The organism is Occultella kanbiaonis (assembly GCF_009708215.1).
Lineage (GTDB): Bacteria > Actinomycetota > Actinomycetes > Actinomycetales > Beutenbergiaceae > Occultella > Occultella kanbiaonis.
Map to the genome: position 1 here is coordinate 5,088,473 of NZ_CP046175.1, position 24,417 is coordinate 5,112,889.

Consider the following 24,417-nt stretch of genomic DNA (forward strand, 5'->3'; position numbering starts at 1 on the left):
ACTCTGGTGTCCCGCAGCAGCACCCTGCCATGGACGCGCGGACGACCCTTTGCACGGATCGCCACGGAACACGCTCCCGCAAGTGGGACTGCCAGTCCGGCGGACCCGACTCCGTTCCATCGTCGAATCGTACAAACGATCACGGTTCCGTGCATTGACGGACGACGTCGTGTTCCACCAAGGTGCACCCATGGCAATGGCGCAGGTCCGACCCGACGAACCGCGGCTGCTCCGACGTTTCCGGGTGCCGGACCGCTGGCTGGTCCACGCGTACTACACCGTGAGCCCATACGCCCCCGATGGCACCGATCGCGTTCTGGTTGCCGGGGCGGACCTGGACCGGAACCTCTGTGAGGTGCTGATCCTCGGCCCCGACGGTGACGTGCTCGACCGGTTCGGCACGAACCCGATCCGCACCTCGTTCTTCCACACCGGTCGGTGGCAGACCTGGAGCGCTGACGGCAGCGCCGTCTACTTCGACAGCGGAACCGTGACCGAGCCGCGATTCGTCCGGCGGGACGTCGCGACCGGCCACGAGACCGTCGTCCCCGGCAGCCTCGATGGCGGGACTCCGTCGGACGGACCGCTGATCTCCGGACTGCTCGCCATGCACGATGCCGCCAGCGACGCCGTCGCCGGCTACCGACCCGACGCCTCGCCGGTTCCGTTCCAGGCGCGCGAGGAACACGGGCTCTTCGAGTACGCGCTCGACCCGCCCTCGGCCATCCTGCGGCTCAGCGTGGCCGAGATCCTCGCCCGGCACCCCGATCGCGACCTGCTGCACGCGGCCGATGCGGCCGTTCGCCGCCGGCTCGGCGACGACGCCGAAGGGCTGACCCTGCTGACGTTCTGCGTGCGGTGGAGCCCGGACGGGTCGCGGCTGCTGTTCTTCTTCGGCAACAACGGCGTGCCGGACGACCGGACGGAGCCTCGGGTCAAGTACGTCATGACCGCCCGGGCCGACCTGACCGACCTGCACGTCGCGATGGACCTCGGCTCGGCACCCGGGGTGCACTGGTCGTGGCAGCCCGACAACGTCACCCTGATCGGGTACGGCCCGGACCCCGAGAATCCGGATCGCCTGTGTCTCGCGGAGGTTCGCTTCGACGGCACGGGCTACCGCAAGCTCGCCGAGCACACGAGCGGCGGACATCCGAGCGTCTCACCCGTCGACCCGGACCTGCTGGTCACCGACCACTACCCGCCGCACGGGCGCGTCTCCTTCCTGACCCGCGACGGGCAGCTCGTCGGCTCCCGAGCGCTGCGGCTGCACGACGGTCAGAGCCTGCGTGGCCGCAGCCCGCACCGGATCGACGCACACCCGGTCTTCCACCCGTCGGGCGACCGGGTCCTGTGCAACAGTCTGCCCGGCCGGCACGCCGAACTCATCGAGCTCGAGGTGCCTCGATGACCCTCTGGCAGTGGTTCGACCGTGGCCTGAGCATGCCCAGCGGGGAGGGACGCGGTCAGCGGTTCGTCGAATGGTGGGGGCTGCACCAGGCGCGGCGGCACCGGAGGTTCAGCGCCCCCGACGACGTGCGGATCCACCCCGAGTCGCGGATCAATCCCCGCGGGGGCGAGCTCACCCTCGGCCACCGCTGCTCGGTCGCCCCTGGTGCGGTGCTGCAGGGGAACATCCGACTCGGCGACGACTGCTCGGTACAGGCCTACTCGGTGCTGGTCGGCTACGGCAGCGCCGCGGAGGGCACCGGGCTGATCCACATCGGTGACCGGGTGCGCATCGCCCCGCACGTCATGATCATCGCGGCGAACCATCGTTTCGCACCGGGCCGGCCCATCCACGGGCAGGGGCTGGAGTCGGCCCCGGTGGTGATCGAGGACGACGTCTGGCTGGCGGGCCGGGTGAGCGTCATGGCGGGCGTCACGATCGGCCGGGGCAGCGTCATCGGCGCCGGCTCGGTGGTGACCCACGACATTCCCGCGGACAGCGTGGCCGTTGGCGTGCCGGCGCGGGTGATGCGCTCGCGCAGCGACGTCGGGCCGTTGGCATGAGTGCCCGCGACGAGGGTCGTGCACGTGCAGGGACGGTCGTCGATCCGTGCAAAAGGTTGGTAGAGCGTCTATGGAGCCAAAGCCCGCGGGCTCGCCATACTCGGACCACCAGGGGCGCCGATAGGCGTCCCGTCCGGCAATCGGGCAGCACAAGCCAGGAATGACCCTGGGTTCCCCCCTCCCGACCCGCCACGCCCTGCACTCGATGAAGAGAGAGGCCTGAGATGAATCGATCTGCGAAGCACCATCGCAAACTCCGGCACGGACCTGCCCTACGTGGCCTCGCGCTCGTGCTGGTGGCCGGCCTGGTCGCCGCCGGCTGCACCGAGGCCGACCCCGAGGAGGGCCCCACGGCCACCGCGGAGCTCGGCGGGGAGGCACCCGCACTGGCGGCGCTCGTCGAGTTGGGCGACCTGCCCCCGGTGGAGGAGCGAATGCCCGCGGAGCCGGTCGTGGTCACCCCGAACGAGAGCCTCGGCCAGTACGGCGGCACTTGGCGGACCGTCACCCAGGGGCCCGGGGACGAGGTGTGGTTCCAGCGCACGATCGGCTACGAGCCCATCGTCAGGTGGATCCCCGAATGGACCGGTGCCCCCGGTGACGCCGAGGTGATCCCGAACATCGCCGAGTCCTACGACGTCAACGACGACGGCACCGTCTACACGTTCCACCTGCGCGAGGGCATGCGCTGGTCCGACGGCGAGCCGGTGACCACAGCGGACGTGCAGTTCTACTACGACCTCATCAGCAACCCGGAGGTCACCGGAACCGTCGACGGGATCTCCGATGCCATCGTGAAGAGCTCGACCGGTGAACTGGCGACCCTGGAGATCGGTGACGACTACACGTTCACGATCACGTTCCCCGAGCCCAGCGGCGTGTTCCTGCCGAGTCTGGCCGAGGGCACCAGCCTCATGGTCCCGCGCCACTACCTGGAACAGTTCCTGCCCGAGTACAACGACGACATCGACGCACTGGTCGAGTCCGAGGGCTTCACGACCTGGGCCGAGCTGCTCGCGGCGAAGTTCGACGCCTGGACCAACACCGACCTCCCGGTCCTGAACCCGTGGATGGTGACCGAACCGCTCGGCACGAGCACCGCCGTCGTGGCGGAACGGAACCCCTACTACTGGAAGGTCGACACCGAGGGGAATCAGCTCCCCTACATCGACACGGTCCGGTACACGGTCATGAACGAGCCGGAGGTCATGCTGGCCGCCGCGATCCAGGGCGACATCGACATGCACGTGCGGCACTTCAACACCGCGGTGAACAAGCCGGTCCTCGCCCAGGCGCGCGAGGACGCGGGCTTCGACTTCTTCAACCTCATCCCGGGTCTGGCCAACGAGATGGTGATCATGCTGAACCTGACGCATGAGGACCCGGTCATGCGGGAGATCTTCAACAACATCGACTTCCGGATCGGACTGTCGTACGCGATCGACCGCGAGGAGATCGTCAACACCGTGTACCAGCGGCAGGGGACCCCGTCGCAGGTCTCACCGCAGCCGGAGTCGCCGTTCTACTCCGAGGACCTCTCGACGCAGTACACCGAGTACGACGTCGACCTGGCGAACGAGGCGCTCGACCGCGCGGGCTACGCCGAGCGGGATGCCCAGGGCCGCCGGCTCGGGCCGGACGGGCAGCCGATCACCTTCACTGTCGACAACCCGGGGCAGCCCGGCTTCGACGACTCACTCGCGCTCATCTCCGGGTACTGGGCCGAGGTCGGCATCACGATGACGCCGAACACGATGGACCGCTCGCTGTACGAGGAGCGCCGCTCCGCGAACATCCCCGACGCCGGAGTCTGGTTGGCCGGGGGCGGCACCGACGTGGTCCAGAACCCGTACTGGTACCTGCCGGTCTCGAACCGGGCCGACTACGCCCAGTTGTGGGCGACGTGGTACACGACCGACGGTGCCGAGGGCGAAGCGCCGCCGGAAGCGACGCAGCAGCAGATGGCGCTCTACGACGAACTGCGGGCCACGTTCGACCCGGACCGTCAGGCCGAGCTGATGACGCAGATCCTGGAGATCTCGGCCGAGCAGTTCTACCACATCGGCACCGTGCTGCCGGCCTCCGGGTACGGGATCGTGAGCAACGACTTCCACAACGTCCCCGAGCTCATCCCGGACAGCTACCGGGTGGCCACCCCGGCGCTCACGAACCCGGAGCAGTACTGGATGTCCCAGTAGCCACGGGGCGACGAACGGCTCGTGGCGTGACCGGACACCGAATGCGGTCACGCCACGAGCAGAACGAGTCAAGAGGATCGACGGCGACGAGGAAGGACGGCCGGTGCTGACGTTCATGGGAAGACGGCTCCTGTACATGGTGCCGACGCTGTTCGCCATCTCGCTCGTGTCGTTCCTGATCATCCAACTGCCCCCGGGTGACTACATCACCACGTTGGTCGCGCAGATGGAGAACGACGGACAGTCGCTCGATGCGGCGACGATCGAGGCCTTGCGGGTCCGCTACGGGCTGGACGAGCCCTTCATCGTCCAATACTGGTTGTGGATCTCGAACATCCTGTTCCACGGGGACTTCGGGCAGTCGTTCCAGTGGAACCAACCGGTGGCCGTGCTCCTCGAGCGGACGCTGCCGTTCACGATCCTGCTGACGTTCTCCACGTTGTTGTTCACCTGGGTGATCGCGTTCCCGATCGGGATCTACTCCGCGGTCCGGCAGTACTCCCCCGGCGACTACCTGGCGACCACGATCGGCTTCCTGGGGCTGGCCATCCCGAACTTCCTCCTTGCGCTCGGCCTGATGTACGTCGCCCTGTTCTTCTTCGGGCAGTCCGTCGGTGGCCTGTTCTCGCCCGAGTACGAGACCGCGCCGTGGAGCCTGGCCAAGATGGGTGATCTGCTGGGCCACCTGTGGATCCCGATGGTGGTCCTGGGCACCGCCGGCACCGCGGGGCTGATCAGGGTCCTGCGGGCGAACCTGCTCGACGAGCTGCGCAAGCCGTACGTCGTGGCCGCGCGTTCGCGTGGGCTGTCGGAGCGGCGGATCCTGCTCAAGTACCCGTTGCGCGTCGCCGTGAACCCGTTCCTGTCCACGATCGGCTGGGTGCTCCCGGCGCTGGTCTCGGGCGAGATCATCGTGTCCCAGGTGCTCTCCCTGCCGACGACCGGGCCGCTGCTGCTCGGCGCCCTGCGCAGTCAGGACATGTACCTCGCCGGGGCGGTCATCTTCATCGTCAGCGTCCTGACCGTCGTCGGGACGCTGCTGTCGGACATCCTGTTGGCCAAACTCGATCCGCGCGTGCGGTTGGGGGCGAAATGAGCATCAACATCGCATCCGAGGAAGCCGTGGCCGAGGTGGCCACCGAGGAGCCCGGTGTGGAGCCGGAGGCTCCGGAGGGCACCGCGAAGGTCGACCGGGACCGGGCCAACCAGTGGCGCCTGGTCTGGTGGCGGTTCCGCGCGCACAAGCTCGCCATGGTGGGGCTGGTGACGATCATCGTCATCTACGTCATCGCCCTGCTGGCGCCGTTCCTCGCCCCGTTCAGCTCGACCACCTTCGACGCCGATTACATCTACGCGCCACCGCAGCGGGTGCACGTCGTCGACGACGACGGCGACTGGGGACTGCACGCGCTCGGGTTCACCCTGGAGCAGGATCCCGAGACGTTCGCCCTCACCCACACCGTCAACCCCGAGGACCGGATCGACCTGGGCTTCTTCGTCCGCGGCGACTCCTACACGGTGGTGGGTCCGATCAGGTGGGACGTGCACCTGTTCGGCCCCACGGACCCGGACCGGGTCGTCTACCTGATGGGTGCCGACCGGATCGGGCGGGACATGTTCTCGATGCTCATCCACGGCACCCGGATCTCGATGACGATCGGTCTCGTGGGCGTCGCCCTGGCGTTCGGGCTCGGGGTCCTACTCGGCGGGATCTCCGGCTACGTCGGCGGCGCCGTCGACACGATCATCCAGCGCATCGTGGAGTTCTTCATGTCGCTGCCGACCCTGCCACTGTGGCTCGGCCTCGCGGCCGCCCTGCCACAGGACTGGAGTTCGACGAGACGCTACTTCGCGATCACGATCATCCTCGCGATCATCGCCTGGACCGACCTGGCCCGGGTGGTGCGCGGGAAATTCCTGTCACTGCGCACGGAGGAGTTCGTCGTCTCCGCACGGCTGGACGGCTCACCGGGCCGGCGGGTCATCTTCCGGCACATGCTCCCCTCGTTCTCCAGCCACCTGATCGCCTCACTGACCCTCTCGATCCCGGCGATGATCCTCGCCGAGACGTCACTGTCGTTCCTCGGCCTTGGCCTGAAGGCACCGACGGTCTCCTGGGGGGTCCTGCTGGAACAGGCACAGAACTTCCGGGTGCTGCAGGACGCACCCTGGTTGTTGCTCCCCGGCGTCGCGGTGGTCATCGCGGTGCTCTCCCTGAACTTCGTCGGCGACGGCCTGCGCGACGCCGCCGACCCCTACCGAGCCTGAGGAGCGACATGCCCGAGAACACCACTCTGACCGGACCCGAGGCACAGTCGGCCCTCCTCGACACCGACGACACCATCCTGGAGATCTCGGGTCTGCGGACCCAGTTCACCACCCGCGACGGTGTGGTCCGAGCCGTTGACGGCGTGGACCTGCGGGTCCCCGCCGGCAAGACCGTCTGCGTCGTCGGCGAGTCCGGCTGCGGCAAGTCGGTCACCGCGCGGTCGGTGCTCGGTCTGGTGGAGCCACCGGGCAAGGTCACCGACGGCCACCTCTGGTGGCGCAGCCCCACGCTCGGTCGCGTCGACCTCAACGCGCTCGACCCCAAGGGCTCGACGATGCGCCGGATCCGGGCACGCGAGATCTCGATGGTGTTCCAGGAACCGATCGCCTCGCTCTCGCCGATGTACACCGTCGGAGCCCAACTGGCCGAGATGCTCCGCGAGCACAAGGGGCTCAGCAAGGAGGCCGCCCGCGAGGCGTCGATCGCGCTCCTCGAGCGGGTCGGCATCCCCCGCCCGGCCTCCCGTGTCGACAACTACCCGTGGCAGATGTCGGGTGGGATGTGCCAGCGGATCATGATCGCGATGGCCCTCGCCTGCGAGCCGGCGCTGCTCATCGCGGACGAGCCCACCACGGCGCTCGACGTGACCATCCAGGCCCGGATCCTCGACCTCTTCTCCAAGCTGCAGGCCGAGACGGGCATGTCGCTGCTGTTCATCACGCACGACCTCGGCGTGGTGGCCGAGATCGCCGACGAGGTCGCCGTCATGTACCTCGGCCGTGTGGTCGAACAGGCACCGGTCGAGGAGTTGTTCGCGAACCCGAAGCACCCCTACACCCGGGCTCTGCTGCGGTCCGTGCCTCGTCTGGGCCGAGCCCACGGGCGCAAGCTCGCGACGATCCGAGGCCAGGTGCCACACGGTGCGCACCGGCCCAGCGGGTGCAGCTTCCGGACCCGGTGCGAAGTCGCGATCGAGGGTCTGTGCGACGTGGTCGAACCGGTCGCGCTGACCACGGCTGGGCACCTGGTGGAGTGCCACCGGTGGGACGAGGACACGTTACCGCCGGCGGTCGGGGCGGGGCTGCCGCCCTTCGACGCCAACGCGACCGCCGAGCAGGTCCGCGCGATGCAGGAGGACGTGCGTGCGGCGAGCGTGGGCGTGACGGCCGACCTCGCCGCCGACACCCGGACCCCGGTGACCGTGACCGACGCCGACGTCCCCATCGCGACCGACGGCCCGACGGCGGACGCCGAGCGGGCCGGGACCGGCGGCCCGGTCGCGGGGCCGGCCCTCACACGAGCGACGCAGCCGGAACCGGCCTCCGCCGTGGACGAGCACCCGCGCGCCCGCGTCACCGAACCGGCCGCGACGGCGACCCCCACGTCCGACGACGCTGCGCCGTCGGGCATCGACGGGAAGCGGCGCACGGCGCCGCTGCTCGAGGTTCGGGACCTGTCCATGCGGTTCCCGGTGAAGTCGGGCTGGTTCGGCCGGAACCAGGCCAACGTGCACGCGCTGACCGGTGTGAACCTGACGATCCGGCCCGGTGAGACCCTCGGCCTGGTCGGTGAGTCCGGCTGCGGCAAGACCACGCTCGGCCGGTGCATCGTCCGGTCGGAGACGCCGAGCGAGGGTCAGATCTGGTACCGCCCGGACGACAGCGAGCGCCGGGACGTCGCGCTGCTGCCCGAACGCCGACTGCGCGACTACCAGCGCGACGTCCGGATGATCTTCCAGGACCCGTTCTCCTCCCTGAACCCGCGGATGACCCTTCGGCAGATCATCGGCGACCCGCTGATAGCGCACCGGATCGCGAAGGGGTCCGAACTGGAGGACCGGGTCGCCCAGATGATGCGCCGCGTGGGCCTGGCCCCGGAGTACATGGATCGGTATCCGCACGCGTTCTCCGGCGGTCAGCGCCAGCGGGTCAACATCGCACGGGCACTGATCCTGCAGCCCCGCCTGGTCGTGGCCGACGAGGCGGTCTCGGCCCTCGACGTCTCGGTCCGCGCGCAGATCCTGAACCTCCTTCGCGACCTCCAGGATGAGCTCGACCTCACCTACCTGTTCATCTCGCACGACCTGTCCGTGGTCGAGTCGATCTGCGACCGGGTCGCCGTGATGTACCTCGGCAAGGTCGTGGAGCTGGCCGACACCGAGGACGTCTTCCTCGACCCGCAGCACCCGTACTCCGAGGCGCTGCTGTCCGCGGTGCCGGCCACGAGCCCGGAGCAACGCGGCAGCACCCGCCGGATCCGGCTCTCCGACGACCTGCCCGATCCGGTCGACCCACCCGCCGGCTGCTACTTCCGGACCCGCTGCCGCTACGCCGTCGAGGGTATGTGCGACCGCGCCGACGCGCCCCCGACCCTCGACCTGGTCTCGCCCGCGGACCGCGCACCACACCTGAGTGCCTGCCTGCGCCACGAGGAGTTGAACCTGGCCGGCATCCGCGAGCGGACCCCGCTGTGATGGCCCGGTCGACGGCTGCCACGACGGAGCGAGTCGTCCTGGGGCAGGCTTGGCTGATGGCCGACGACATCTACGCCGACTACTACGACTTCCTCGTGACCGGCATCGACTTCGTGATCCATCGCGGGCCCGACCCGTCCTGGCACACCCCCACCCGGGACTACGTGGACCCCCTCTCGCACCTGCTCGTCTATGCACTGTCCGGCGTCGCGCACTACGAGCTCGACGGGCGCACGTACGAGGTGCGCCAGGGCGACATGATGTTCTTCCCGAAGGGGCTGCCGCACACGGGGACCAGCGACAAGCAGGACCCGTGGACGTTCATCACGGTGGGCTTCGACGCGTCGTCCACGCGTGGCGACGCCCAGGCGCAGCTCGAGTCGCTCCACCACCACTGGCGTGGCGCCTTCACCGATCAGGCGTCCGCACTCTTCCCGGAGATGTACGCGGCGTGGACGGACAAGAAGCCCGGCCACCTGGTTCGCTGCCGGGCCTTGACGATGACAGGGATCTACACGCTCATCCGCGAGCAGACCCAGCCGCGCCAGTACAGCCCACACACCCAGAAGATCGTGAGCATCATCGAGACGATGCGGGAGAACTACGACCGCAGCTACCCGGTGGAGGCGCTGGCCGAGGGTGCGGGCTTGAGCGCTTCGCACTTCCGGGCCCTGTTCAAGGCGTTCACGGGCCTCACCGTGAAGGAGTACCACCACAAGATCAAGATCAGCAAGGCGAAGGAGTTCCTGCTCAGCGGGGAGTGCAACGTCACGGAGGCCGCGGCTCGGACCGGGTTCTCCGACATCTACTACTTCAGCAGGCTGTTCAAGAAGGTCACGGGCACGAACCCGTCGGAGTACACGAAGCGATGAACCTCACCGACGCAGTCCTCGGTTCGTGCAAATCCTCGGTGCGGGGTCCATGGCTCCCGGAGCCCGGGGACCGGCATCATGGCAACCAATCAGCGATACGACGACGTACCCAACGGAGGTTGAGTTGACGTTACCTCAGACCAGTCCGGTCGAGTTGTTCGCCCGCTACGAGCGGGTCTCGACCGCCATCGTGAACGACGTCCTCCGCTCCGAGGGGCTGCTCGACCAGACCCTCCCGCACGAGATCGTCCCGCTCCAGGAAGGGATGAGGATCGCCGGGTTCGCCTTCACCATCAGCGGTGAACGCAGCCGCGACGGCGCGAACGACATGCCCGACCGTGCGGCCATGCTCGAGGCGATCCCGGACGGCGCCGTGTGTGTCTGGGCCACCGGTGGCGACAACGAGTCGGCGCAGTGGGGTGAGGTCATGACCATGGCCGCAATCCGCCGCGGCTGCCGTGGCGCCGTCATCGACGGTGGCGTCCGCGATACGGATAAAGTCCTCCCCCAGAAGTTCCCCGTGTTCACCCGGTACCGCAGCTCGAACGGGATGATGGGCCGGTTCCGGCTCACCTCCTGGGGGACCGACATCGTCATCGGAGGCGTCACGATCCGCCCCGGCGACCTTGTTCTCGGTGATCTCGACGGCGTGATCATCGTGCCGGCCGAGCTGGCCGAGCGGGTGCTCGGCGAGGCCGAGGCGATTCTGCGCCACGAGGTCGAGATCAAGCAGATGGTCGACGACGGCGCGACCCCGGGCGAGATCGTCTCGCGCGGCGGTTACTTCTGAGAGGAACCGGACAGACGTGACGAAGCTGGACAACCTGCGCGTGGTGGTCACCGGAGCCGCCGGCGGCATCGGCTCCGCGCTGGCCCGACGCCTGCACGCCGCGGGCGCGCGGCTCGCGCTGACGAGCCGCGACGCTGACCGGCTGGACGCCCTCGTGCAGGAGCTGGGTGGGCCGGGCGAGCGACTCTGGGCGCAGACCGCGGACCTCGCCGACGAGCCGTCGGTCGAGGCCTTCTTCGACGGCGCCGGGGCGCACCTCGGATCCCTCGATGCGCTCGTCAACGTGGCTGGGCTGTCGCGACCCGGGCAGATCGTCGAGACCAGCCTGGCGGACTTCGATCAGATCTGGCACGCGAACGTCACGTCGGCGTTCCTCGCGTCCAAGCACGCCGTGCCCCTCATCGACGCCGAGGCCGGCGGATCCGTGATCAATGTCAGTTCCGTCGCCGGGCTGCGCCCCAACGCCACCGCGCCGCTGTACTGCACGGCGAAGGCGGCGCTGGACATGTTCACCCGCGCGTTCGCGCTGCAGGTCAAGCAGCGCCGGATCCGGGTGACCGCGCTCAACCCCGGCGGCACGGACACGCCGTTCTGGGGTGACCGGCCGGTGGACCGCAGCAAGCTCATGTCCGCAGAGGACGTCGTCGACGTGATCGCGTTCGTCCTCGCCACCCCGTCGACGGTGCAGATCAACGCCGTCGAGTTCGAGCCGTTCCATCCCTGACCCGCCGAGCACCACAACCAGGAGAGATCCATGCCCGTCGACGTGCGCACCGTGCCTCTCGAGGCCGCCGTCCAGCTCTACGACCACTACGAGAGCATCGCCGAGGTCAAGGCCTACTACGGCCTGCTCGCCATCTACGGCCTGGCCCGGGCCGCCGAAGCCGGGGCCGACGAGGAACTCTGGGGACGCGTGGAGCGGATCCTGCGACGGTTCCCCGACGAGGTCGACCACCCGCGCTACAACTTCCAGTCCTACCGGATCGGTGGGATCCCGCAGGCGTTCGCCGTGGCCCGTGGCCGGATGCCGGACCGGGCCGAGGCGGTCCGCGAGTACGCCGAGGAGCTGATGACAGCGCCCCGCGATCCGGCCGGGATCCTGGTCATGCCGCGCACCGCGGAACTGAACCAGATCTGGATCGATGCCGCGATGGCCGCCTCGATGTACCTCGTGTTCGCCGGCCGAGCCCTCGGCGAACCCCGCTACTTCGACGAGGCGGTGCACCAGAGCGTCGCCATGTACGACGAGTTCCTCGACCCCTCGAACGGGCTGCTGCACCAGTGCATGAACTTCGTCGGACCCGGCCTGCTCTCCGAGGACCACTGGAGCCGCGGCAACGGCTGGGGCTACATCGCCCTCACCGAACTGGTCGCGGAACTGCCCGAGGACCACCCGGGCCGCCCGGGCGTCGCGTCGAGGTTCGTGGCGCTGTCCGCGGCGATGCTCCCGCACCAGTCCGAGCGTGGCCTCTGGCGCCAGGAGATCAACGACCCCCACGCCTGGGAGGAGACCTCCGGGACCGCGCTCATCCTGTACGGGTACGGTCTCGGGCTGCGCCTCGGCCTGCTCGACGAGGCGACCTACGGCGACGCGTTCCGCCGCGGCATCGCCGGCCTCGCGGCCCACGGCATCAACGGCGACGGCTCAACCGAGGGCTCCTGCCCCGGCTGCCTGTGCCCCGGCGAGGGCGCCGAGAAGGGCACCGTAGCCGCGTACCTGGCGAAGGAGCCCTACCGCGACGAGCCGCACAGCTTCGGCCCGTTCATGCTCGCCCTGGTGGAGGCACACCTGAACGGCGTCGACGCGGTGAGCCTGGGCGGCGCCTCGCCCGGCGAGTGAGCCAGGCCGATCTCCGATAGGTGTTCGGCCCCCGTGCCCGGATCGGCGAGGATGGAGTCATGGCGACCCGCTACGACACCATCGAACCCCAACTCCTCCGGTTCATCGAACGGCAGCAGATGTTCTTCGTCGCGACCGCGGCGGCGGACGGGCGGGTGAACGTCTCCCCCAAGGGTCTGGACGCGTTCCGGGTCCTCGGCCCGAGCCGCGTCGTCTGGCTGAACGGCAGCGGCTCCGGGAACGAGACCGCCGCGCACACCGCCCTCGACCCGCGGATCACGATCATGTTCTGCGCGTTCGAGGGCAAGCCGTGGATCCTGCGGCTGTACGGCACCGCCCGCATGGTGCAGCCCGGCGATGACGACTGGGACGAGCTCATCGACCTGTTCCCGCCCATGCTCGGCGCCCGGCAGGTGTACGACGTCACGGTCACCGAGTGCCAGACGTCCTGCGGCTTCGGGGTGCCCCTGTACGACTTCGTCGGTCAGCGGGACCTGATGCACTCGTGGGCGGACCGGCGCGGTCCGGAGGGCCTGGCGCGCTACCAGCGGGAGAAGAACGCCACCTCGATCGACGGCTTCGATGCGCACCTGCCCGAGTCGCTGCTGGGGGCCTGACCACCACCCGTCGGGTCGCCTCAGCGCACGAGCGCCGCGTAGACCTCCTGGTACCGCCGGGCCCGCTCGTCGTAGTAGCCGCGACGGGCCGGCACCGGCGCGAACGTCGCGCCGATGTCCGGTTCGGAGCGCTCGACGTCCGGGGCGAGCGACTCCAGCGCGAGCAGCACGGTGCCGCGCAGGGTGGTGCGCTTGTTCGTCACGTGCCGAACGTCCGCGTCGAGCGCGTCCGCGACCACCTGCAGCCACGGGGTCAGGTCCGCCGCCACGCGCCCGGCGGCAAGGATCTGCCGGGCATGCCCGCCGGCAGCGCCGGCGAGGGAGTCGGCGACCCGTGCGTAGCTGAGCGCAACACCCTCCATCGCACCCCGGTAGATCAGGTCGGCCGTGGCCGTGGCGCTCAGGTCCGTGATGGTCGCCCGGGCCCCCGCGGCCCAGCCGGTGCTGCGCTCCCCGCTCAGGTAGGGCAGCACGCTCGGGGTGGCCGGGTCCGGGTCGGCGGCGAGGACGGCCCCGGGATCGTCCGGCGCGCGCAGCGTGGCGTCGAGCCAGGTGACCACACGGCCGACGTCGTTCAGCGCACCACCGAGCAGGCTGCGGCGGGCGTCGACGCGGTAGTACCACAACCCGCTCGGGATCTGCTCAGGGATCTGATGCAGGAGCACCCGCATCGCCCCGCTCGTGGCGGCGGACAGACCCACGGTGCCCTCCGCCGTCGCCCCGACGCCGACATTCGCGGCGAGCCCGTCGCCGATCACGGGGTACCACCGAGCCCCAGCGAGGGCTGGCCACCGCTTCACGACGCCTGCGGACACCTCGCGGACCGGGTCGTCCGGGTCGTGGATCGGTGAGAGCGAACCGACGTCGATCCCGGACGCCGCGACGATCGCCTCGTCCCAGGCACCGGTGCGCCGGTCCAGCAGCCCGGTCCACGCGGCCGCCGCGGTGCCGATCACGGCGGTGCCGATGATCCGCAGGTGGATGTACTCGCCGAGCGACATCCAGCGGTCGACGGCGTCGAACCTCGCCCGGTCGGTGGCCGCGAGCCAGCGTAGCCGGGCCGGCAGGTAGCTGCTGTGGATCCGGGTGCCGGTGCGCTGCAGCACCTGGGCCTCGTCGAGTTCCTCGCGCAACTCGCGCACCTGCTCGGTGCAGCGGGAGTCGGCGTAGGTGTAGCACGGCGTGACGGCGTGGCCCGCGGAGTCGACGCCGACGAGCGAGGCGGAGAACGTGTCGATCGCGACGCCGCCGATTCGGCCCTTGAACTCCGGCGTCGCGAGCACCTCGAGGATCTGCTCGATCTCATCGACGACGGCGTCCGCGTCGATCTCGCTGGTGCCGTCGCCCGCCGTGGTGAACGCGTGCGGGACCTTCGCCTTCGGTCCCTCGAGCGGGCGGGCGGCAGCGTCGTAGAGCCCGCCGCGCGACGCGGTCGATCCGACGTCGAGCCCGAGGACGAGCGGGTCGATCGCTTCGGATGGGCTGATCTTGTGCTGGGTCGACGCCATCGTCCGCTCTCCTCGCCGTCCGGAGGTGCCGACGCTAGCGCACGCCGACGGGCAGGGGCAGCCGCGACAGCAGCGGCGCGATCCGGTCCGCCATCAGGCGGTAGCCCTCGCCGTCGGGGTGCAGGTCGTCCGGGAGCAGATGGACGTCCTCGGTGCCGATCACCGTCGGGCCTTCGAACAGGTGCAGGTTCGCGTCCTCGGCCTGCAGCTCGGTGACGGCGGCGCGTACGGCCGCGCGGACCGCCTCCAGGGTCAGGCCGGCGACGTTCGGGGTCTCTTCGCGGGGCGGGCTGAGGATCGGCGTGAGCACGGCGATCGCGGCGTCCGGGTGGGCCTCGCGGACCTGCTCGATGAACCCCGAGACCTGCGGCGCGAGGGAGCGCTCGTTGAAGCTGCCGTTGCCCTGGATGTTGATGCCGAGGCACAGCGAGACGACATCGGCCGGCACGGCGGCGATCGTGCGGGCCGCGATCGGGTCGAGGTGGCACTGGCCCGAGAAGCCCAGGCAGGTCAGGTCCCAGCCGAGCCGGCGCGCCACCAGCGCGGGCCAGGTCTCGCTCGGCCCGAACGCGGCCTGTGCCTGCGTGATCGAGCTGCCGTAGGTGGTCCAGCGCAGCGCCGGTGCCGGTGCCTCGACCAGGTCGGCGCCGGAGAGGACGAGGTCCCCCACCTGGGTGATGCCGCCCTGCGGTAGCCACACCTCGACATCGTGGGCTCCCTCGGGCAGCGGCACCTGCAGGTCGTGGGTGCCCGGCTCGACCGGGAGCCGCGCCACCCGTTCGCCGTCGACGAGCACGTCGACGGGCAGCGCAGGCTCGGCGGCACGGATCCGCAGGCCGACGGCGCTCGCATCGGTGCGCAGTTCCGCCCGCACACCGGCGGCCATCTGCGCGGTGTTGATGAGACCGGGCGCATGCGCCCGGGCCGCCCGGCCGGGCAGCAGCCGCCACGGCTGCCGGAGGCCGTCTGCGGCGGCTACCCAATCGACGGCACCGCGCCAGATCGCGCTCTCGGTGGACGGGGTCAAACTGACATCCTCAGCAGTCACGGCGCAGAGCCTAGCGCCATTCAATCCCGTGGCCGCGCCCCGCCCGGATCGTGACTCGTGCCGTCGGCGAGGCGGCGGGTGAAGTTGCCGAGGGCGAAGTCCCGCAGCTCGGCGTCTCCGGCCAACTGCGCCGCGGCGGCGACCTGGAGGGACAGCGTGGCGCGGTGGTGCATGGCCCGGTCCAGCACCGCGGGCGCGACGATCTCGGCGACCTGCGCGGCGCCGAACTGCCCGATCAGCGGGGCCACGTCGATCGCCGGGTCCGCCCAGGCCGCGTGGTCAAAGTCGATCATCCCGGTGACCCGGGCGTCGGACCAGAGCAGATTGTGCATGCCGAAGTCACCGTGCACGAACACCGGCGGCACGCCGGCCTCGACGGCAACGACCCGCTCGGTGAGCGCGACCGCCTCGGCCGCGACCGCCGTCGGGAGCCGTGGCGCGAGGAACTCGGCCACGATCCGTGGCCACTGCGGGCCGCCGCACCAGGCACGTGCGCCCGGGAGTCCGGCGTCGCCCGGTGCGATCCGGCGCAAACTGTCGAGCAGCGCCACGAGCGGTTCGCGAACCCCCGGCCATGGCGCGTCGGACGCGGCCCCCGGAACGAACGTGGTCAGGATCCCGGCCGCGCCGTCCAGCCGCACGATCTCACCGAGCGGGCACGGCGTGGTCACCGGGAGGCCGAGGTCGGCGACCACGTGCAGCGTGCGCACCTCACGGTCGGTACGTTCGATCGCGTCGGCGCCGAACGCCACCCGCGCCACCACGGTCTGCTCGAGCACGGCGATCCGGTGGAACGCGCCGTGCGCGAGGCGGGCCCGGAACCAGTCGTGCCCCGGCCAGGCGCGGGCCGCCCAGTCGCGGACGTCCGGCGGAGCGGCCACGGGCTCAGCCCTCCTGGAACGCCGCGATGCGCCTCACGGCCTCGGCGACGGCGTCCGGTCCGGCCGCGAAGGACAGGCGCACGTACTCGTGGCCGTGCGTCGGGTCGAAGTCGCTGCCCGGCACCGCGGCCACCCCGGCCTCCTCCAGCAGGGCGCGGCACCACGCCGTCGAGTCGGCGTGAGCGCCGAGCCTGCTCCCGAGGCAGGCGTAGAGGTAGAAGGCGCCGTCGGCCGGGGCGATGGGCCCCCAGCCCAACCCCGGGACCTCGCCGAGCAGCACCTCGCGGGTGCGGGCGAAGGACGAGACCCGCTCGTCCGCCTCCGCGTAGGAACGTTCGGTGAACGCACCGACGGCGGCCAGCTGGGCGGGCGTGGGTGGGCACAGCGCGACGTTCCCGGCCAGGGCGTCGACGGCGGTGCGCAGGTCCTCGGGCACGAGGGCCCAGCCGAGCCGCCAGCCGGTCATGCCCCAGTACTTGGAGAACGAGGAGATGACGACACCGGAGGGGTCCAGTTCCCAGGCGCTGACGCCGCGGGCGTCGGGGTGGGTCGGATCGGCGGGGTAGGTGATGCCGTGGTAGATCTCGTCGCTGATCAGGCGGACGCCGTTGGCCCGGCACCAGGACGTGAGGGCCTCCAGCTCGGCCCGGCTGACCATGGTGCCGGTCGGGTTCGCCGGCGAGGCGAGGATCAGGCCGTCGAGGCTCCCGTGCGTGCGGGCGGCCTCCTCGAGCAGTTCCGGCGTGGGCTGGAAGCGCTGCTCGGGGCCGCACTCGACCTGGACCACCTCGCAGCCGAGGGCGGACAGGATGTTGCGGTAGGCGGGGTAGCCGGGGCTGGCCAGCGCGACCCGGTCGCCGGCGTCGAACGCGGCCAGGAACGCGAGCACGAACGCGCCCGAGGAGCCGGTGGTGATGGCGACGTCGTCTCCGGTGACGTCCAGGTCGTACCAGCGCCGGTAGTGCCCGGCGACGGCGTCCCGCAGCTCGCGCAGGCCGAGCGCGCTCGTGTAGCCCAGGTCGTCGCCGTTGGCGAAGGCGGCGGCCGCGAGGGCATTCACGTCCTGCGGTGCTCCGCCGCTGGGCTCGCCCGCACACAGGGAGATGACGTCGCGGCCCTGAGCACGCAACTGGGCGACCCGGTCCAGGATGCTCATCACCTCGAACGGGGGGACCGCGGCGCGGCGGGCGACCTTCATCTGATCAGGGTGTCACAAGCTCCCCAGCGGTATTCCGATCGATCGGTCGGGGGCGAGTGAGCCATCACGACGCCGCCCATCTCCCTCGACGTGTTCCACATCGCACGCCGTGTCGTGGCATCCGATCTGCAGGCCTCGTGGGGACTGGTGGGGCTCTTTCGTTGGGAGACTCGATGGGGACGCTTCGCGCGGCGATGTAATCGACTACCGCGGGGCCGAGGCGGTCGCCCGCGGGCCGCAACGGTCGCCCGCGGGTCGCAGCGGTCGGACGGCCCCGCGACTTCCCCGGACTTCCGCCATTGTCAGACCCTCCACTTGGGTTGGACACATGTTCGATCCAGGCGGTGCAGCAGACCCGCGGACGGCGACGGCCGACCCTGGTCCGCTTGCTGCGCGGGTGGCGTCATGGATGCTGGAACTTGCCGAGGTCGACCGCGACCTGACCGACGCCGAGCAGATCGACCTGATCCGTGGGCTGGAGGATCTGAAGGCCGGCGCCGCCGCGGCCCAGGCCCGTATCAGTGCCGACCTGGACACCGCACGGCGGGATCAGCGGGCGCGGGACGGCGTGCCGGCCGAACGCCGCGGCGCGGGCATCGCATCCGAGGTCGCCCTGGCCCGGCGCGTCTCACCGGTGCGTGGCGGCCAACACCTCGGACTCGCCAAGGCGCTGGTGCACGAGATGCCGCACGCGCTCCGTGCGCTGACCACCGGTGCCCTGAGTGAGTGGAGGGCCACGCTCCTCGTTCGTGAATCCGCCTGCCTGACGCGGGCCGACCGGATCACGTTCGATGCAGAACTGTGCAGGGACCCGTCCGCGCTCGAGGGATGGGGAGATCGGCGCCTGATCGCCGAGGCGAAGAAGATCGCGTATCGGCTGGACGCTCCGTCCGTGGTGCGGCGCAATCGCAAGGCCGAGAGCGAGCGGCACGTGAGTGTCCGCCCGGCGCCGGACACGATGTCCTACCTGACCGGCCTCCTGCCGGTGCCCCGGGGGATCGCGGTGTACGCCGCGTTGAGCCGACACGCCGACGAGGCCCGTGCCGCGGGTGACACCCGCTCGCGCGGACAGATCATGGCCGACACGCTCGTGGAAGGGGTCACCGGCCAGACCAGGGCCTGCGACGTACGTATCGAGATCCAGTTGGTGATGACCGACCGCACCCTGCTCGGAGGCGATGACGAGCCCGGGTAACTACCGGGCTACGGCACCGTGCCGGCCGAGTGGATCCGCGACCTCCTCACCGGTGGTGACGAGGACGGCAGCGATCCCCGCGCCGAGATCTGGCTGCGGCGCCTGTACACCTCGCCGTCCGGGGCCGAGCTGGTCTCGATGGACTCCCAGGCCCGCCGGGCACCGGCCGGGTTGGCCCGGTTCGTCACGGCCCGAGACCGCACCTGCCGGACGCCGTGGTGCGACGCCCCGATCCGGCACATCGACCACGTGCACGGCCATGCGGACGGCGGCGAGACCACAGCGGACAACCTGCAGGGCCTGTGCGAGGCGTGCAACTACGCCAAACAGGCACCCGGCTGGCGGGCGAGCCCCACGACCGCCCCGACGGGCGACATCAGGTCGCCAGCACCACACCGTCCGGGTACACGTATCGATCGATCCACAGCGCCACCTCCGCCGGGCGGCGACCCACCGGACCGGCCGAACCTCGCCGACCTGCTGCTTCGGGACCTGGTCGAACACGGACCGGGCCCGGGTGGGCGGTGGACGCCGACCTCGGCGCGTCGACCCGACTCAGCGGACCCGGACGTCGCCCCGATCAGCGCCGCAGCGTTCGAAGGCGAGTTGGCCGGCCTCGAACTGGCACTCGCCCGCATCCTCACCCCGGTCGGCTGACCGCCGCGACCGCTAGAACAGCGCCAGCTGTTCCTGACCCACGTCCGACTGAAGGGTCGGGACCGAGGCGGCACCGCCGTCGGGCGTGGTCCCGCGCAGCGGGAACTGACGGTTCTCCCGGGAGACGAACCCGTGCCGCCGCCGGGTGGCGCGAAGCCGCCCGGCGAGCCACTCGCGGTACTCGACGGAGACGTACGAGCCGCCGTCGTAGAGGGTGCGGTACCGGGGCACGAGCTCCGGATGGTCGCGGCCGAGCCAGGCCAGGAACCACTCGCGGGCGCCGGGGCGCAGGTGCAGGGCGCCGGCCGTGATCCAGGTGGCGCCGGCCTCGGCGACGGCACCGAACAGCGCGTCCAGGTGGGCGTCGGAGTCGGTCAGCCAGGGCAGGATCGGCATCGCCATCACGGTGCAGTCGAGCCCGGCGCCGGTGATGGCGCGGACCAGGTCGAGCCGGGCCTTCGGGGTCGGAGTGCCGGGCTCGACGCGCTGCTGCAGGGCCGGGTCGACGAACGCCAGGGAGACCCCGAGGCCGACCTCGACCCGCTCGGCGGCGGCAACCAGCAACGGGATGTCGCGCTTGAGCAGCGGGCCCTTGGTCAGGACCGAGAACGGGGTGCCGGAGCCCGCGAGCGCCTCGATCACACCGGGCATCAGTTGGTAGCGGCCCTCGGCACGCATGTACGGGTCGGAGTTGGTGCCGAGCGCCACGTGCTCCCGCTTCCAGGAGGGCCGGGCCACCTCCTTGCGGAGCACCTCGACGAGGTTGGTCTTGACGATGATCTGGGTGTCGAAGTCGACGCCGGAGTCGAGGTCGAGGTACTCGTGGGTCTTCCGGGCGAAGCAGTACGTGCACCGGTGCAGGCAGCCGCGGGTGGGGTTGATCGTCCACCCGAACGGCATCTCGGAGTTGCCCGGCACCTTGTTCAGGGCGCTGCGGCAGAGCACCTCGTGGAAGGTGACCCCGGCGAACTCGGGCGTGCGGACGCTGCGCACCAGGCCCTTGAGCGGCAGCAGCGCCGCGTCGTCGGTGGTCGTGAGCTCCCGCGCTTCCCATCGCATGCACCCATTCGAACATACATTCGAAGAATGGTCGACGGCATGACACGCGGGGCCGTCACGGTTGGGCGGTCAGGACGATCTCGTGGAGGATCTCGCGGACCTGCTCCGGCTGTTCGACCCACGGCAGATGACCGGCACCGGAGACGATGCGCTTGCGCGGCCGGTGGGCATAGCCCGCGAGGGCCACGACGTTCTCCGCGGGCCGCGGGTCCGCCGTGCCGTGGACGAACGTGATCGGGCAGCCGGCGGTGGCCGCCCAGGCGATCTGGTCCGCGTCGCCGAAGGCCATCAGGCTCCGGTTCGCGACGCGGTTGATCTCGTGCGGCGCCTCGGCCATCGCCCGTGCGAGGTCGTAGCCGGCGACAGGGTCGGCGTAGTCGCTGGCCCACTGGATCCGGCGCCACTCGGTCTCCTCGGCGCGGGTGCGCTCACGCCCGTCCAGGGCGGCGAACCGCTCGGCCCAGGGCGCCCGGCGTCGCGCCTCCTCGGCCCGGGACGCCGTGCGCCAGTCACCGATGCCGGTGCCGTCGAGGTAGCCGAGGGCCGCGACCCGGTCCGGGTGCGTGCCTGCGTAGGCGAGCGCGAGCGTGGCGCCGAACGAGTGCCCGATCACCACCACCCGCTCGTGCCCGAACGTGACCCGCAGCTCGTCGAGGTCGGCGACGAACCGCTCCATCGTGAGCGCGTCCGACGGCGCCGAGCGCCCGCAGCCGCGCTGGTCGTAGCGGTGCACCGTGGCGAGTCCGCCGAGCAGGGCGCCGACCGGCTCGAGGTAGTCCCACAGCCCGGGGCCGCCGTGCACGAGGATCACCGCCGGGCGATCGGCGTCCACCCGGGGAGTCGGCACGGTCCACGTGGCCAGTTGCGCACCGTCGTTCATCTCCACGATGTCCACGGCGGGCAGGCTATCGCGCTACCGATCAGGCGGAGCGGTAGTCCTCGTCGGTGACGTGCTCGAGCCAGACCGTGGTCTGCGCGGGGTCGTCAGCGTTCTCGGTGAACGCCACGTGCTCCATGAAGTCCTCCGGCGTGGCGCCGTGCCAGTGCTCCTCGCCCGGCGCGCAGTACGCGGTCTGACCCGCGCTGACGCGCAGCACCTGGCCGTCCCGGGTGCCGGTCAGGGCAACCCCGGACACCACGTGCAGGTACTGGCCACGGGCGTGCGAGTGCCAGGCCGTGCGCGCGCCGGGCGAGAACCGGACCAGACCGGCGGTCATCCGCTGGTCGCCCTCCTGTGGTGTGACGAGCATGTCCAGCCAGACGTCACCGGTGAACCGCTCCGGCGGGGTCTTCGCGGTGGTGGGCTTGGGCAGGATCCTCATCGGTGCTCCTTCGCATGGGAGTCGGCCTCGGCCAGCGTGGTGGCGGCCCAGGACGCGAGCAGTTTCAGGCCGTCCGCCGACGGCGAGCCGGGGGCGGCCGTGTAGACGTTCATCTGCAGACCGTGGTCGGCGGGCAGCGGCAGCGCCTCGTAGTCGAGCTCAAGGCGCCCGACGGCGGGGTGATGGAACACCTTCGTCCCACTCTGGTGCAGGCGTACGTCGTGCGAGGCCCACATCCGACGGAAGTCCTCGCTGCGGGTGGACAGTTCACCGACGAGCTGGGTCAGGCCCTGGTCGTAGGGGTTGCGTCCCGCCTCGGCGCGCAGGATCGCGACCGCGTCGTGCGCGATCTTCTCCCAGCGCTCGCCCCAGAAGGCGTGCGCGGCCGTGAGGTCGAGGAAATGGAACCTGGCGGTGTTGACCGGACGGTTCGCGATCCGTTCCGGCGAGTCGTACATCGGGGAGTACAGCGCGCGGCCGAGAAGGTTCGCGCCCAGCACGTCCAGGCGGCCGTTCCGCACGAACGCGGGTGTCATGACCATCGAGTCCAGGACGCGCTGCACCACCGGCCGCAGGGTCGGTGCGGGCGTGCGGCGGGCACGCGAGCGGGCGGCGCCGGAGGCGTTCGCGGCGCGGGAGAGGTCGAACAGGTGCAAGCGCTCGGCCTCGTCGAGCTGCAGCGCCTCGGCGAGGGCCTCGAGCACCTCCTCCGAGACGCCGCCGAGATTCCCGCGCTCCAGCCGGGTGTAGTAGTCGACGCTCACGCCGGCGAGCATCGCCACCTCCTCGCGGCGCAGCCCGGGCACGCGACGGTTGCCACCATAGGCGGGCAGGCCGGCGCGGTCCGGGGTGATCCGGGCACGCCGGGTGGCGAGGAACTCGCGGGTCTCTGCCTTCAGGTCCATGTCCACGACGGTACGGCGCAACCGGCCCTGGTGGGAGGTCCTGGCGGTACCCGGAACAACGGGGACTCCCCCGTAGCCCGCTGCGAGCGTGGAATGGTCACCATGACAACGAGCACAACCACGCCGGTCGGCCCGGCATCGCCACCAGCGGCGCCACGCGCCGGATCGCCGGCGGCGATCCTGGCCATCATCCTGGTCGGCTACTTCATGGTGATCCTCGACAACTCGATCGTGATCACCGGACTGCCGCGCATACGCACGGAGCTCGGGTTGTCCGCGACCGCCGTCGCGTGGGTCCAGAACGCCTACCTGCTCACGTTCGGGGGCTTGCTGCTCCTCGGTGCCCGGGCCGGCGACCTCCTCGGTCGGCGCCGCATGTTCGTGCTCGGCCTGGTGGTGTTCACGCTGGCCTCCGTGGCCGTGGGCCTCGCGCCCACCGGTGGGTGGCTGATCGGGGCACGCGCCGCCCAGGGCCTCGGCGCCGCGGTGCTCGCCCCGTCGACGCTGGCCCTGCTGACCGCGAACTTCCCGGAGGGCGCCGAGCGCAACCGTGCGACCGCGGCCTACGGAGCCGTCGCCGGGATCGGCGCCAGCGTCGGCCTCGTCGCCGGTGGCCTGCTGGCCGATCTGGTCAGTTGGCGGGCCGGCTTCCTGATCAATGTCCCCATCGGGATCGCGATGCTGATCGCCGGGTTGCGGGCACTGCCCGAGACCCCACGCCGCCCGGGTCGGTTCGACCTCGCCGGCGCCGTGCTGGCCACCCTCGGCCCCGCCGCAGTCGCCTACGGCTTCGTGCGTGCTGCCGAGTACGGTTGGGCCGACCTCCCCACCCTTGGCCTGTTGGCCGGGGGCGTAGTGCTCCTGGGCGCCCTCGTCGCCGTCGAGCGCGGCGCGGCCCAGCCCGTCATGCCACTGAGCCTCTTCGCCAGTCGGGAGCGCAGCGGCGCCTATCTCGCCCGGATGCTGTTCATCGGCGCCATGATGGGCTTCTTCCTGTTCACCAGCCAGTACCTGCAGGACGAGCGCGGCCTGACCGCGCTTGCGGCCGGCCTCGCCTTCTTCCCGATGACGGTGGTCAATTTCGCCGTCGCGGTCGCCGTGCCCCGCCTGCAGCGACGCACCAGCGGGCCGACGCTCCTCGTCGCCGGGCTCGTCCTCGCGGTGGCCGGGATGGCCTGGCTCTCCACGATCACCGCCGAACGGTCCTACCTGGTCGGCGTGGCCCTGCCGATGGTGCTGATCGGCGCCGGTCAGGGCCTGGCCTTCGCCCCGCTGACGGCCTCCGGGATCGCCGGCGTGGAGCCCGCGCAGGCGGGCGCCGCCTCGGGCGTCGTCAACTCGGTGCACCAGCTCGGCGGTGCGCTCGGAATGAGCCTGGTGCTCGCTGTCGCCGGCAGCTACCCAACGGCGATGCTCGCCGGTGCCGTGCTGCTCGCCGGGGCGCTGGTCGCCGCCCTCGCCCTCGTCCTGCCCGCCCGTCGCCGGCCACAACCTCCGCCGCCGGGAGGTTCCACCGAGCCGGGTACCAACAGGGCCTCCCCCGACCGACCGATCCCTTCTACCGTCTAGCGA

General features: G+C 70.8%; 22 protein-coding genes. 14 read left to right on the top strand and 8 right to left on the bottom strand.

What is annotated here, in order from left to right; translation table 11 throughout:
- The first annotated feature begins 190 nt into the window (after positions 1-190).
- The 11 genes from GKS42_RS23270 (at position 191) to GKS42_RS23325 (ending at position 13,072) form a co-directional block, all read left to right on the top strand.
- On the top strand, positions 191-1,411 hold the full coding sequence (locus GKS42_RS23270; protein ID WP_210769249.1) for a hypothetical protein: 1,221 nt from the start codon (positions 191-193) through the stop codon (positions 1,409-1,411).
- Positions 1,408-2,013, top strand: coding sequence for an acyltransferase (locus GKS42_RS26820; protein ID WP_154795987.1), 606 nt, complete (start codon positions 1,408-1,410; stop codon positions 2,011-2,013). Before GKS42_RS23270 ends, GKS42_RS26820 begins: the two co-directional genes overlap by 4 nt.
- Before the next feature lie 224 nt (positions 2,014-2,237).
- Positions 2,238-4,211, top strand: coding sequence for an ABC transporter substrate-binding protein (locus GKS42_RS23280; RefSeq protein WP_154795988.1), 1,974 nt, complete (start codon positions 2,238-2,240; stop codon positions 4,209-4,211).
- Between the two features lie 103 nt (positions 4,212-4,314).
- Entirely contained in the window at positions 4,315-5,307 is a 993-nt protein-coding gene (locus tag GKS42_RS23285; RefSeq protein WP_154795989.1) for an ABC transporter permease, read from the top strand.
- A complete protein-coding gene (locus GKS42_RS23290) occupies positions 5,304-6,479 on the top strand; it encodes an ABC transporter permease (RefSeq protein WP_154795990.1) in 1,176 nt (391 codons plus the stop codon). Before GKS42_RS23285 ends, GKS42_RS23290 begins: the two co-directional genes overlap by 4 nt.
- A gap of 8 nt (positions 6,480-6,487) precedes the next feature.
- Complete coding sequence (locus GKS42_RS26305; protein WP_210769250.1) at positions 6,488-8,953, top strand: ABC transporter ATP-binding protein; 2,466 nt, start codon at positions 6,488-6,490, stop codon at positions 8,951-8,953.
- A 56-nt stretch (positions 8,954-9,009) separates the two neighbouring features.
- Positions 9,010-9,825: a helix-turn-helix domain-containing protein gene (locus GKS42_RS23305; RefSeq protein ID WP_168217964.1), complete on the top strand. Its 816-nt coding sequence runs from the start codon at positions 9,010-9,012 to the stop codon at positions 9,823-9,825.
- 124 nt (positions 9,826-9,949) lie between these two features.
- Positions 9,950-10,615 carry an RraA family protein gene (locus GKS42_RS23310; RefSeq protein ID WP_210769251.1) on the top strand — a complete coding sequence of 222 codons (666 nt, stop codon included), beginning with the start codon at positions 9,950-9,952 and terminating at the stop codon, positions 10,613-10,615.
- 16 nt (positions 10,616-10,631) lie between these two features.
- A complete protein-coding gene (locus GKS42_RS23315; protein WP_154795993.1) occupies positions 10,632-11,339 on the top strand; it encodes an SDR family NAD(P)-dependent oxidoreductase in 708 nt (235 codons plus the stop codon).
- 30 nt (positions 11,340-11,369) lie between these two features.
- Positions 11,370-12,455 carry a glycoside hydrolase family 88 protein gene (locus tag GKS42_RS23320; protein WP_154795994.1) on the top strand — a complete coding sequence of 362 codons (1,086 nt, stop codon included), beginning with the start codon at positions 11,370-11,372 and terminating at the stop codon, positions 12,453-12,455.
- 59 nt (positions 12,456-12,514) lie between these two features.
- Positions 12,515-13,072, top strand: coding sequence for a pyridoxamine 5'-phosphate oxidase family protein (locus GKS42_RS23325; RefSeq protein ID WP_154795995.1), 558 nt, complete (start codon positions 12,515-12,517; stop codon positions 13,070-13,072).
- A gap of 20 nt (positions 13,073-13,092) precedes the next feature.
- Here the strand turns inward: GKS42_RS23325 and GKS42_RS23330 are convergent, their stop codons facing one another.
- Genes GKS42_RS23330 through GKS42_RS23345 form a run of 4 tightly spaced genes read right to left on the bottom strand, consistent with a single transcriptional unit; the run spans position 13,093 to position 17,707 of the window.
- Complete coding sequence (locus tag GKS42_RS23330; protein WP_154795996.1) at positions 13,093-14,580, bottom strand: gluconokinase; 1,488 nt, start codon at positions 14,578-14,580, stop codon at positions 13,093-13,095.
- Positions 14,581-14,614: 34 nt separating this feature from the next.
- A complete protein-coding gene (locus GKS42_RS23335; RefSeq protein WP_154795997.1) occupies positions 14,615-15,628 on the bottom strand; it encodes a GDSL-type esterase/lipase family protein in 1,014 nt (337 codons plus the stop codon).
- 20 nt (positions 15,629-15,648) lie between these two features.
- On the bottom strand, positions 15,649-16,509 hold the full coding sequence (locus tag GKS42_RS23340) for a phosphotransferase family protein (protein WP_154795998.1): 861 nt from the start codon (positions 16,507-16,509) through the stop codon (positions 15,649-15,651).
- A 4-nt stretch (positions 16,510-16,513) separates the two neighbouring features.
- Positions 16,514-17,707: an aminotransferase class I/II-fold pyridoxal phosphate-dependent enzyme gene (locus tag GKS42_RS23345; protein WP_154795999.1), complete on the bottom strand. Its 1,194-nt coding sequence runs from the start codon at positions 17,705-17,707 to the stop codon at positions 16,514-16,516.
- A 409-nt stretch (positions 17,708-18,116) separates the two neighbouring features.
- On the opposite strand from GKS42_RS23345, the gene GKS42_RS26310 reads away from it, so the two are divergent.
- Both GKS42_RS26310 and GKS42_RS26315 read left to right on the top strand, forming a co-directional pair.
- Positions 18,117-18,902 (top strand): DUF222 domain-containing protein, encoded by a 786-nt coding sequence (locus GKS42_RS26310; RefSeq protein WP_210769252.1) that lies wholly within the window; start codon positions 18,117-18,119, stop codon positions 18,900-18,902.
- Between the two features lie 18 nt (positions 18,903-18,920).
- The gene (locus GKS42_RS26315) at positions 18,921-19,559 is read left to right on the top strand and encodes an HNH endonuclease (protein ID WP_210769253.1); all 639 of its coding nucleotides are present in this window, start codon (positions 18,921-18,923) and stop codon (positions 19,557-19,559) included.
- A 12-nt stretch (positions 19,560-19,571) separates the two neighbouring features.
- Here GKS42_RS26315 and GKS42_RS23355 read toward each other — a convergent pair whose 3' ends face one another.
- From GKS42_RS23355 to GKS42_RS23370, 4 genes are read right to left on the bottom strand one after another with little or no spacing between them, the layout of a single operon-like run.
- Entirely contained in the window at positions 19,572-20,618 is a 1,047-nt protein-coding gene (locus GKS42_RS23355; RefSeq protein WP_154796000.1) for an Rv2578c family radical SAM protein, read from the bottom strand.
- A gap of 55 nt (positions 20,619-20,673) precedes the next feature.
- Positions 20,674-21,513: an alpha/beta fold hydrolase gene (locus tag GKS42_RS23360; RefSeq protein ID WP_232847819.1), complete on the bottom strand. Its 840-nt coding sequence runs from the start codon at positions 21,511-21,513 to the stop codon at positions 20,674-20,676.
- Positions 21,514-21,538: 25 nt separating this feature from the next.
- On the bottom strand, positions 21,539-21,940 hold the full coding sequence (locus GKS42_RS23365; protein ID WP_154796001.1) for a (R)-mandelonitrile lyase: 402 nt from the start codon (positions 21,938-21,940) through the stop codon (positions 21,539-21,541).
- Positions 21,937-22,845, bottom strand: a complete 909-nt coding sequence (locus GKS42_RS23370) for a helix-turn-helix transcriptional regulator (RefSeq protein ID WP_154796002.1) — start codon at positions 22,843-22,845, stop codon at positions 21,937-21,939. Before GKS42_RS23370 ends, GKS42_RS23365 begins: the two co-directional genes overlap by 4 nt.
- A 102-nt stretch (positions 22,846-22,947) precedes the next feature.
- Here GKS42_RS23370 and GKS42_RS23375 point away from each other — a divergent pair, with 102 nt between their 5' ends.
- Complete coding sequence (locus GKS42_RS23375) at positions 22,948-24,414, top strand: MFS transporter (protein ID WP_154796003.1); 1,467 nt, start codon at positions 22,948-22,950, stop codon at positions 24,412-24,414.
- Positions 24,415-24,417: the final 3 nt, after the last annotated feature.

Coding starts and splice junctions, on each gene's coding strand:
- GKS42_RS23270 (WP_210769249.1), top strand. CDS start 191: ATGGCAATGGCGCAGGTCCGACCCGACGAACCGCGGCTGCTCCGACGT.
- GKS42_RS26820 (WP_154795987.1), top strand. CDS start 1,408: ATGACCCTCTGGCAGTGGTTCGACCGTGGCCTGAGCATGCCCAGCGGG.
- GKS42_RS23280 (WP_154795988.1), top strand. CDS start 2,238: ATGAATCGATCTGCGAAGCACCATCGCAAACTCCGGCACGGACCTGCC.
- GKS42_RS23290 (WP_154795990.1), top strand. CDS start 5,304: ATGAGCATCAACATCGCATCCGAGGAAGCCGTGGCCGAGGTGGCCACC.
- GKS42_RS26305 (WP_210769250.1), top strand. CDS start 6,488: ATGCCCGAGAACACCACTCTGACCGGACCCGAGGCACAGTCGGCCCTC.
- GKS42_RS23305 (WP_168217964.1), top strand. CDS start 9,010: ATGGCCGACGACATCTACGCCGACTACTACGACTTCCTCGTGACCGGC.
- GKS42_RS23320 (WP_154795994.1), top strand. CDS start 11,370: ATGCCCGTCGACGTGCGCACCGTGCCTCTCGAGGCCGCCGTCCAGCTC.
- GKS42_RS23325 (WP_154795995.1), top strand. CDS start 12,515: ATGGCGACCCGCTACGACACCATCGAACCCCAACTCCTCCGGTTCATC.
- GKS42_RS23330 (WP_154795996.1), bottom strand. CDS start 14,580: ATGGCGTCGACCCAGCACAAGATCAGCCCATCCGAAGCGATCGACCCG.
- GKS42_RS23345 (WP_154795999.1), bottom strand. CDS start 17,707: ATGAAGGTCGCCCGCCGCGCCGCGGTCCCCCCGTTCGAGGTGATGAGC.
- GKS42_RS26310 (WP_210769252.1), top strand. CDS start 18,117: ATGCTGGAACTTGCCGAGGTCGACCGCGACCTGACCGACGCCGAGCAG.
- GKS42_RS23355 (WP_154796000.1), bottom strand. CDS start 20,618: ATGCGATGGGAAGCGCGGGAGCTCACGACCACCGACGACGCGGCGCTG.
- GKS42_RS23365 (WP_154796001.1), bottom strand. CDS start 21,940: ATGAGGATCCTGCCCAAGCCCACCACCGCGAAGACCCCGCCGGAGCGG.
- GKS42_RS23370 (WP_154796002.1), bottom strand. CDS start 22,845: ATGGACCTGAAGGCAGAGACCCGCGAGTTCCTCGCCACCCGGCGTGCC.
- GKS42_RS23375 (WP_154796003.1), top strand. CDS start 22,948: ATGACAACGAGCACAACCACGCCGGTCGGCCCGGCATCGCCACCAGCG.